The sequence below is a fragment of the Belnapia moabensis DSM 16746 genome (assembly GCF_000745835.1).
GTDB lineage: Bacteria > Pseudomonadota > Alphaproteobacteria > Acetobacterales > Acetobacteraceae > Belnapia > Belnapia moabensis.
This window is the reverse complement of sequence record NZ_JQKB01000011.1, coordinates 139,952-147,566: the sequence shown is the minus strand read 5'-3', so window position 1 is coordinate 147,566 and position 7,615 is coordinate 139,952. Positions and strand designations below refer to the sequence as shown.

At 71.0% G+C, this 7,615-nt stretch carries 4 protein-coding genes; 3 read left to right on the top strand and 1 reads right to left on the bottom strand.

Translation table 11 applies throughout. The annotated features are described in order from the left end of the window. A partial coding sequence (gene glmU, locus EP26_RS09925; RefSeq protein WP_043338158.1) for a bifunctional UDP-N-acetylglucosamine diphosphorylase/glucosamine-1-phosphate N-acetyltransferase GlmU occupies positions 1–1,299 on the top strand: 1,299 nt, incomplete at its 5' end. A 2-nt stretch (positions 1,300–1,301) separates the two neighbouring features. After that, a complete protein-coding gene (glmS, locus tag EP26_RS09920; protein WP_043338157.1) occupies positions 1,302–3,125 on the top strand; it encodes a glutamine--fructose-6-phosphate transaminase (isomerizing) in 1,824 nt (607 codons plus the stop codon). Positions 3,126–3,128: 3 nt separating this feature from the next. Here the strand turns inward: glmS and EP26_RS09915 are convergent, their stop codons facing one another. Continuing rightward, positions 3,129–5,699: an HWE histidine kinase domain-containing protein gene (locus EP26_RS09915; RefSeq protein ID WP_043338156.1), complete on the bottom strand. Its 2,571-nt coding sequence runs from the start codon at positions 5,697–5,699 to the stop codon at positions 3,129–3,131. A gap of 400 nt (positions 5,700–6,099) precedes the next feature. Between EP26_RS09915 and EP26_RS09910 the strand changes: the two genes are divergently transcribed. After that, positions 6,100–7,578: an NAD-dependent succinate-semialdehyde dehydrogenase gene (locus tag EP26_RS09910; protein ID WP_043338155.1), complete on the top strand. Its 1,479-nt coding sequence runs from the start codon at positions 6,100–6,102 to the stop codon at positions 7,576–7,578. The last annotated feature ends 37 nt before the right edge of the window (positions 7,579–7,615 follow it).

Genomic DNA, 7,615 nt, shown 5'->3' with positions numbered 1-7,615 from the left:
GCTGCCATCATCCTCGCTGCCGGCCTCGGCACCCGCATGCGGAGCGCGCTGCCGAAGGCGCTGCACCCCATCGCCGGCCGGCCGATGCTCAACCACCTCATTGCCGCCTGCGAACCGGCCTTCGACCGCATCGTCGTGGTGGTCGGCCCCGACATGCCCGCGCTCGAGGCCGCCGCCCGCCCCCACGCGACGGTCATCCAGGCCGAGCGCCTCGGCACCGGCCACGCCGCCGCCCAGGCCGCTCCCTTGCTGCGCGACTACCCCGGCGACATCGCCGTCCTCTACGCCGACAACCCGCTGATCCCGACCGATACCCTTCGCCGCCTCCTCGCCCGCCGCGCCGAGGCCGGCCTCGCCCTCCTCGCCATGCGCCCCGCCGACCCCGCCCGCTACGGCCGCGTGGTGACGGACGCGGCCGGCGCCGTCCTCCGCGTCGTCGAATGGGCCGATGCGGATGAGGCCGAGCGCGCCATCCCCCTCTGCAACGCCGGCGTCGTCTGCGCCCCCGCCGCCGACCTCTTCCGCTGGCTCGCCGCCATCCGCGCCGAGAACGCCAAGGGCGAGTACTACCTTCCCGATGTCGTGGCGCTGGCCGTCGCCGAGGGCCGCCGCGTCCTCGCCGAGGAAGCCGCCGAGGCCGACCTCGCCGGCGCCAACAGCCGCGCCGAACTCGCCCTGCTGGAGGCCGGGATGCAATCCCGCCTGCGCGCCGCCGCCATGGCCGGCGGCGCGACGCTGACCGCCCCCGACACCGTCTTCCTCTCCTGGGACACCCGCCTCGGCCAGGACGTCACCATCGGCCCGCATGTCGTCCTCGGCCCCGGCGTCACGGTGGAGGACGAGGTGGATATCCGCCCCTTCAGCCACCTCGAATCCTGCACCGTGAGGCGCGGCGCCATCATCGGCCCCTATGCCCGCCTGCGCCCCGGGACCGAGGTGGGGGAGGGCGCCCATGTCGGCAATTTCGTCGAGCTGAAGGCCGCACTCCTCGGCCCCGGCGCCAAGGCCAACCACCTGACCTATCTCGGCGATGCGACCATCGGCGCCGGCAGCAATATCGGCGCCGGCACCATCACCTGCAACTATGACGGCATCGCCAAGCACCGCACCGAGATCGGCGCCGGCGCCTTCATCGGCAGCGACACCGCGCTGGTGGCGCCGGTGCGCATCGGTGACCGTGCGCTGGTCGCCGCCGGCAGCGTCATCACCGAGGACGTGCCGGACGACGCCATGGCCATCGCCCGCGGCCGCCAGGCGGTGAAGCCCGGGCGTGGGTTCAAAGGCAAGAAGGGCAAATAGCCATGTGCGGAATCGTCGGCGTCATCGGCAAGGCCTCCGCGGCACCGCTTCTCCTCGAAGCGCTCCGCCGCCTCGAATACCGCGGCTACGACAGCGCCGGCATCGCCACGCTCGTCAACGGCCATATCGAGCGCCGCCGCGCCGAGGGCAAGCTCGGCAACCTCGCCGGCGTGCTGGAGCGCGACGCGCTGCCCGGCACCACCGGCATCGGCCACACCCGCTGGGCAACCCACGGCGCGCCGACCGAGCGCAACGCCCACCCCCACAGCACCGCCCGCGTCAGCGTCGTCCACAACGGCATCATCGAGAACCATGCCGAACTTCGCGCCGAGCTGGAGGCCAAGGGCGCCGTCTTCGAGACCGAGACCGACACCGAGACCTTCGTCCGCCTGGTCGACGACCTGCTCCACCAGGGCCAGGAGCCGCAAGCCGCCTTCGCCGCCGCCCTCCGCCGCGTCCACGGCGCCTTCGCCCTCGCCGCCATCTTCTCCGGCCACCCCCGCCTGCTGCTCGCCGCCCGCCAGGGCGCGCCGCTCGCCGTCGGCTTCGGCGAGGGCGAGATGTTCGTCGGCTCCGATGCCCTCGCCCTCGCCCCCCTGACCCGCCGCATCGCCTATCTCGAGGAGGGCGACTGGGCCGCCATCGATGGCGAGGGCGCCCGCTTCTTCGACGCCGCGCACAATCTGGTGGAGCGGCGGGTGACTGTCACCGCCGTCTCCGGCGCCGCCGTCGGCAAGGGCAACTACCGCCACTTCATGGAGAAGGAGCTGCACGAGCACCCCGCCGTGCTCGGCGACACCCTCCGCCAGTACCTCGACCCGAAGACGCTCGAAGTCCGCCTGCCGCGCCTGCCCTTCGACCCAGCGAAGATCACCCGCCTCACCATCAGCGCCTGCGGCAGCGCCTTCCTCGCCGGCATGGTCGGCCGCTACTGGATCGAGCAGCTCGCACGGCTCCCCGTCGATGCCGATGTCGCCAGTGAATTCCGCTACCGCAACCCGCCGCTCGCCGATGGCGGCGCCGCCATCCTCGTCAGCCAGTCCGGCGAGACGGCCGACAACATGGCCGCCCTCCGCCTGCTGAAGGAGGCCGGCCAGCGCGTCCTCTCGGTCGTGAACGTGCCCGAATCCTCCATGGCGCGCGAGAGCGACGGCGCGCTGCTGACCGTCGCCGGCCCCGAGATCGGCGTCGCCTCCACCAAGGCCTTCACCGCCCAGCTCGCCGTGCTTGCCTGCCTCGCCATCGGCTTCGGCCGTGCCCGCCGCGAACTGTCGACGCTCGACGAGGGCCGCCTCGCTCAGACCCTGCTGGAGGTGCCGAGCCACGCCGCCGCCATCCTCGAGCAGGACGCGACGATCCGCGAACTCGCCGCCGAGGTCGCCAAGGCCCGCGACGTGCTCTTCCTCGGCCGCGGCGCCATGTACCCCATCGCCCTCGAAGGCGCGCTGAAGCTGAAGGAGATCAGCTACATCCATGCCGAGGGCTATGCCGCCGGCGAGATGAAGCACGGCCCCATCGCGCTGATCGACAGCGACGTCCCCGTCATCGCCCTCTGCCCCTCGGGTCCGCTCTTCGAGAAGACCGCCAGCAACCTGCAGGAAGCCGCGGCCCGCGGCGGCCGCGTCATGGCCTTCACCGATGCGGAAGGCGCGCCGGCGCTCCGCCGCTTCGCCGAGCGCGTCATCGTCCTGCCGCAGATCGGCGAGTTCTCCACGCCGATCCTCTACGCCATCCCGGTGCAGCTGCTCGCCTACCACGTCGCCGTGCTGAAGGGCACCGACGTGGACCAGCCCCGCAACCTGGCGAAAAGCGTGACCGTCGAGTAGGCGCTACTCCTCGCTGCAGCGCAGCGTCCGCCCCACTAGCTCGGCGATATCCTGCCGCCGGTAAGGCTTCGGCACCACCGAGGCCGCTTCGGCCAGTTCCGGCGGTAGCTCCAGCCCCCTGCCATAGCCGGTGGCGAAGGCGAAGGGGATGCCGGCCTCGTGCAGCGCCAGCGCCGCCGGCAGGCTGGTCTGGTCGCCGAGATTGACGTCGAGCAGCGCGAAGGCAAGCTGCCGCCCGAGCCGCGACAGCACCCCGAGCGCGGCAGGCACCGTCCCCACCACCTCCACCTTGTCAAAGCCGAGCTCCAGCAGAATCTCCTCGGCATCCATGGCGAGCAGCGTGCTGTCCTCCAGCACCATCGCGGTGCCGGAGACGCGCAGCGGCTGCGACCGGCGCGGCAGCACCGTCGCCACCGGCGCAGTCTCGACGCCGATCTGCACGAAGCGCGCGGGGATGCTGAAATCCGCCTCCAGCCCCTCCCGCAGGTAGCGCACCTCGGCCTGCCCCTGCAGCTCGAAGGGGATCGACCGTTCGATCACCGTCGTGCCGAAGCCGCGGCGATTGGGCGGGTTGACCGGCGGCCCGCCGCGCTCGCGCCAATGCACCAGCAAGGTACCGTCCGGCTGCAGCTCCCACCGCACCTCGACGGCGCCATGCCGGTTCGACAGCGCGCCGTATTTCGCTGCATTGGTCGCCAGTTCATGGGTGACGAGGGCGAGCACGGTCAGCGCCTGCGGCTCCACCAGCACCGGCGGTCCCGAAAGGCTGATCCGCTCCTGTTGCCGGTCGCCGAGATAGGCGTGGAACTCGCTCTCGATCATTCCGCGCAGCGCGATCGGTCCCCAGCGGTCGTCGGTCAGCTGGTCATGCGCGCGGGCGAGGGACTGGATGCGCCCGTTCAGCACGGTGACGAAGCTCTCCAGCGTCTCCGCCGATTCCCGGCTGCGCTGCACCAGCGCGCGGATCAGTGCGAGGATGTTGCGCACGCGGTGGTTCAGCTCGGCGATCAGCAGCTCCTGCCGGTCATTGGCGCTGCGCCGCTGGTCGGCGGCGCCGGCCGAGAGCCGCACCACCACCTCGAGCAGCGTCACGCGCAGCGCCTCCGCCACCCGCCGCTCGGATTCGAGCCAGGGCGCCGAGCGGCCGCGCACCTCCTGCTGCCAGGTCTCGAAGCTGCGGCGCGGATGCAACCGCTCGGTGCCCTGCTCAGCGAGCTTCGCCGGGTCGCCCGCCCAGGCGATGCTGTGGATCAGCTCGCGCCGGAACAGGATGATGTAGTCCCGCGCCGCCCGCGAGATCGGGATGGCAAGCATCCCCGCCGCCACCTCAGCCTGTGCCGCCACCGGCGGGTAGTGGCTGGCGATCTCCCGCGTCGCGAAGATGCGCGAGGCGTCGCCCCGGTTCAGCGCGGCGATGATCCCTTTCACCGAAGCCTTGTCCGGCGTCGCGCCGATCAGCTCGGTATGCGCCGCGGTATGAATGGCGATGCCGTCGCAGGGGATCAGCTGACGCACCTCCTCGGCGATGCGCTGCAGAGTGCGCGCCAGGTCCTCCTCGGTCGAGACGGCCGAGAGCACCCGCTCATGCGCCGCCCGCGCCTCGTTGTCGTGCCGCGTCGCCTCCGCCCGCTCGAGGCTCTCGATCTGCAGCGAGTAGAGCTGGCCGAACAGCTCCGCCGTGCTGCGCCGCTGGAAGCTCGGCAGCAGCGGCTCCGTATGGTGGCAGGCGATCAGCCCCCACAGCTCCTCGCCGCGCATGATCGAGATCGATAGCGAGGCGGCGACGCCCATGTTGCGCAGATACTCGATATGCACCGGCGAGACGCTGCGCAGCACCGAGGAGGAGAGGTCGAGCACCGCCTCGCCCGGCGTCGGCGCCGGCAGGATCGGCACCGCCTGGGCGTCGACATCGGCGATCAGCCGCAGCCAGTTGCGGCAATAGAGCGCCCGCGCCTGCTTCGGGATGTCGGAGGCGGGGAAGCGCAGCCCGCGGAAGGAATCCAGCCGCTCCGCCGTCGACTCGCCCACCACCTCGCCGGTGCCGTCCGCGTCGAACCGGTAGATCATCACCCGGTCGAAGCCGAGCACCGCCCGCACCTGCCGCGCCGCGCGGTCGTGCATGCCGGCGAGGTCGCGGGCCCGCAGCAGCCGCGACATCATGCCCTTCACCGTGCCGACCGCATCGAAGCGCGGCTCGGCGGCCGAGGGCTCCGCCTCGATCACCATGATCGGCATCTCGCCCGGGGCGAAATGTACCGCCACGTCATAGGGCGGCCGGCCCGCGATCAGCGGCAGGGAGAACAGCCGGTCGGTCTGGTTCAGCCCTTGCAGCCCTTGCAGCCGGGCGCGGATGTCGTGCAGCGACTGGCGGTCGAGCAGCTGGTCCAGCCGCCGCCCGATCACGGCCTCAGGCGCCAGCTTCAGGTGGTCGGCGACATTCGCCGAAGCATGCCGCACCGTGCCGTCGGTCGTCGCCGAGAGCAGGAAGCCCCAGGGCTGCACCTGGCCAAGCTGGTGGATCGGCTCCCGGTCGCAGCTGGTGAGGTCGAGGGGGGCATCGCTGGCCTGGCTCATGGGCGAGGCTCTCGGCCGGGGAGGGGGTTCTGCGGTCGGCCCAAAGGGGTCAGCGGCATGATGAGTGATATGCTCGATACTGTCCGGCGGTCTTCCCTTGGCGACGACGCCGCGCCGGTATCGCGCGCATCACCCATCGGCCACAGATGCTGCCCGCCGCCACGCTGTCGATAGGCCAGCGTGTCATTTTGGCGTGTACAAGATGCCCTGTCATCTCACGGTTGGGGTCACGCATCCGTCATGCTCCCGGATATGGCCGCCAGGCCACGCCGGCACCGGCCGGCGCGATGACAGTGGCGGGGAGGCGGCCTATCCTCGGTCGCCAGCGGCCTGCATACCCCTTTCATTCATGCGCGAAGCCCACGACCTTGATGGGCAGCACAACAGGAGGAAACCCGCCATGCTCGACGCCCTCGCCAAGCTGCCCCTCAAGGACCCGGAGCTGTTCCGCCAGGCCAATTGCATCGACGGCCAATGGGTGCAGGCCGACAGCGGCAAGACCATCACCGTCCGCAACCCCTCGACGGGCGAGCCGGTCGGCACCGTCCCCGCCATGGGCACGGCCGAGACGCGCCGCGCCATCGAGGCGGCGCACCGCGCCCAGCCCGCCTGGCGCGCCATGCTGGCGAAGGACCGCGCCGCCATCCTGCGCCGCTTCTTCGACCTGATGATCGCCAATACCGACGACCTCGCCGCGATCATGACCGCCGAGCAGGGCAAGCCGCTCAGCGAGAGCAAGGGCGAGATCGCCTATGCCGCGAGCTTCATCGAGTGGTTCGCCGAGGAGGCAAAGCGCGTCTACGGCGAGACCATTCCGCAGAACGCCAAGGGCCGCCGGATCATCGTGACGAAGGAGCCGATCGGCGTCTTCGCCGCCATCACGCCCTGGAACTTCCCGGCCGCGATGATCACCCGCAAGACCGGCCCCGGCTGGGCCGCAGGCTGCACCGGCGTCATCCGCCCCGCCTCGCAGACGCCTTTCTCGGCCCTCGCGCTGGCGGTGCTCGCCGAGCGCGCCGGCATGCCGCCCGGCGTCTGCAACATCATCACCGGCCCCTCCAGCGAGACCGGCAAGGAACTCACCTCCAACCCGCTCGTCCGCAAGCTGACCTTCACCGGTTCCACCGATGTCGGCCGCATCCTGCTCCAGCAATGCGCGCCTACCATCAAGAAGACCTCGATGGAACTCGGCGGCAACGCCCCCTTCATCGTCTTCGACGACGCTGACCTCGACGCCGCCGTTCAGGGCGCCATGGCGAGCAAGTACCGCAACACCGGCCAGACCTGCGTCTGCGCCAACCGCATCCTCGTGCAGGACGGCGTCTACGAGGCCTTCGCCGAAAAGCTTAAGGCAGCGGTCGAGGCGCTCAAGGTCGGCGACGGCATGGAGCCCGGCGTCACCCAGGGCCCGCTCATCAACGCGGAGGCGGTGGAGAAGGTCGAGGAGCACATCGCCGACGCGACCAAGCGCGGCGCCACCGTCGTGACGGGGGGCAAGCGCCACAGCCGCGGCGGCAATTTCTTCGAGCCGACCATCCTCGCCAATGTCCCGCACGAGGCGATGATCTTCACCGAGGAGACATTCGGCCCCGTCGCACCGCTGTTCCGCTTCAAGACCGAGGAGGAGGCGATCGCGCTGGCCAACGATACGCCCTTCGGCCTCGCCGCCTATTTCTACGCCCGCGACGTCGGCCGCATCTTCCGCGTGGCCGAGGCGCTGGAGGCCGGCATGGTCGGCATCAACGAGGGGCTGATCAGCACCGAGGTGGCGCCCTTCGGCGGCGTGAAGCAGAGCGGCCTCGGCCGCGAGGGCAGCAATCTCGGCATCGAGGAATATCTTGAGGTGAAGTACCTCGCCCTCGGCGGCATCGGCACCTAAGCCCGCACCCGTGCCCGGGCTCCGGCCCGGGCACCTC